Source organism: Cobetia sp., from assembly GCF_983723665.1.
Map to the genome: position 1 here is coordinate 1 of NZ_CFDJES010000256.1, position 2335 is coordinate 2335.

Genomic DNA, 2335 nt, shown 5'->3' on the forward strand with positions numbered 1-2335 from the left:
CCGCTATGGCGAGCGCTTCGCCATCAATGTCGCCGAGTGGCGTCTGCTGGCCTGGTTGAGCCGCGGCGTGCCGATGACCGCGCGGGAAATCAGCCTGCGCACCCACATGGACAAGGTACGCGTCTCGCGCGCCGTCAAATCACTGGAGAGCCGTGAACTGATCCTGCGTCGCCCGAGCGAGCAGGACCAGCGTGCGCAGTTGCTCGTTCTCACCGCCGAGGGAGAGGCCATGCTCGCCGAGCTGATTCCCGAAGCGCGGCGTTTCGAGGATGAGCTGCTCGGCGCCGTCAATGCACGCCAATACCGTGATCTGCTGCTCACCATGCAGACTCTGGAGCGACAACTGGATCAACTGCTGGGCAGCGACTGATTCAGGCATGCAAGGCGCTCGTCAACAGGATGACAGGGGATTTTCTGGCCGCCATTTCGCGCGATGTACAATTATGGTATAGGTTATGTAATGATTTTAAGGAGCCTTGCCAGCATGCATCGCAAACCGCCCCTGCCCAGCAAACTATGTCAGACCTGCCAGCGCCCCTTCACATGGCGCAAAAAGTGGCAGGACTGTTGGGACGACGTACGCCATTGCAGTCAGCGCTGTCGTCGCAACGCACGCCAGCTGGCACGGGAGGCGCGCGATGACGTCCACTGACCTCTGGCTGGTATGGTTGAACGAGGACCTGCGCTTGGATGACAACCCGTTGTGGCAGGCCGCACTCGAGGAGAGAGCCTCGCACCTGCTGGTCGTGCACGTGGTGGCGGAGACAACCTTTCAGCCCTTCGGCAGCGTCAGTGCCGGAGAGTCACGCCTGCAGCCGCTCAGCATGGGGCGACAACACGCCCTGCTCGAAAGTCTGGAATCGCTGCGCACGCGACTTCAGGCGCTGGGAAGTGACCTTCTGATCCTCCACGGCGAAGCGGCACGACTGATTCCGCAGCTGGCAAGGCAATATGGCTGTCGGGGCGTCATCACGCGCCGCGCCACGGGCTTGGTGGAACAACGCCAGCAACGCGCGGTGGCAAGCCAGTGTCGCCTGCGGCAATTGAACAGCGGTTTGCTGCTGGACGAAAACGAGCTGCCGGAACCACTCACCGCACTCCCCGAGAGTTTCAGTGCCTTCCGGCGCAAGCTGGAGAAGGCTCGCCCGAGCCTCCCCGACATGCCCGCCCCACTGGACGCGCCATCCACGCTTCCCGGTTGGCCAGAGGCCGCCCCTCGAGGCTTTCAGGACGCGGCTAAGCACCTGCTCAAGGCTCGCCACTGGCAGGCCGACTCCCGCGGCGAGTACCCCTTTGCCCTTGGAGAGCCCGCCGGCTTGCAGCGCCTGCAGGATTACTTGGACCCGGCCTTCGCCGGCCAGTACAAGACCACCCGCAATCGCCTCAGCGGCGCAGGTTTCTCGACCCGCTTCTCCGTGTGGCTGGCACTGGGCTGTCTGTCGCCGCGACGAATACTGGACGCGCTGCACCGCTTTCAGACCACGCTGCCCGAGCACTGCGCGCATCCGCAGGCAGCTTTCAAGGACAGCGACTGGATCCGCGTCGAGCTGTTATGGCGCGAATACTTCCACTGGGATGCACGGCGGCTGGGCAGACACACCTTCACGGGCGAGTCCCCAGGCCACGACGCGGCTCAGCCGCAAAGCCACGAGCTGGCGTCGGAAGCGCTTGAACGCTGGCAGAGCGGAATGACCGGGGTGCCGTGGGTCGATGCCGGCATGCGCGAACTGGCGGCTACCGGCTGGCTGAGCAACCGGATGCGCCAGAACGTGGCGAGCTTTCTGGTCAAGGACCTTGGCGTGGACTGGCGCCAGGGAGCGGCCTGGTTCGAGCATCAGCTACTGGATCACGACGTCGCCTCCAACTGGGGCAACTGGCGCTATCTGGCGGGTATCGGACGTGACCCGCGCGGGGATCGGCACTTCAACATGATGAAACAGGCACGCCAGCATGACCCTCTCGGCCATTACGTCAGCCGCTGGATACCGGAGCTTGCGACACTGCCCGCCGGCATGCAGCGCCATGCACCTTGGCTCGCCTGGTCAAGCAGCGCCGGGCGCGACAGATCAGCGAATCACTACCCGCGCCAGCCTCTCACGCATGTCGAGAGTTGGGAGGCCCATCTGGCCGACATCACACCGACACGCGTGACGCCCTGGCTGAGTGGCTCCTTCGAGCGAGGCTGACAAGCGTTGAACCACGAAGAGAGCGCCACAAAACGGATACAACGAAGAGGGTGCAACGCAGAGGAAGCGACGCAGGTGATTCCATGGCGCCTTGGCGCTAACTGGCCGTCAGGGCTGCACTTTATGAGCCTTATTCACTATCATGGCCG

Annotated in this window: 3 protein-coding genes; all 3 read left to right on the forward strand. The window is 63.8% G+C overall.

Annotation, left to right across the window (positions count from 1 at the left end; genetic code table 11):
* Positions 1 to 370, forward strand: a 370-nt coding sequence (locus AC4FAH_RS14560; RefSeq protein ID WP_490246319.1) for a MarR family winged helix-turn-helix transcriptional regulator, incomplete at its 5' end; no start/stop codon positions are given.
* Positions 371 to 484: 114 nt separating this feature from the next.
* Positions 485 to 652, forward strand: coding sequence for a DUF2256 domain-containing protein (locus AC4FAH_RS14565; RefSeq protein ID WP_213114781.1), 168 nt, complete (start codon positions 485 to 487; stop codon positions 650 to 652).
* Positions 639 to 2186, forward strand: a complete 1548-nt coding sequence (locus tag AC4FAH_RS14570) for a DASH family cryptochrome (RefSeq protein WP_339842790.1) — start codon at positions 639 to 641, stop codon at positions 2184 to 2186. The genes AC4FAH_RS14565 and AC4FAH_RS14570 overlap by 14 nt, the downstream gene beginning before the upstream one ends.
* Positions 2187 to 2335 lie beyond the last annotated feature (149 nt).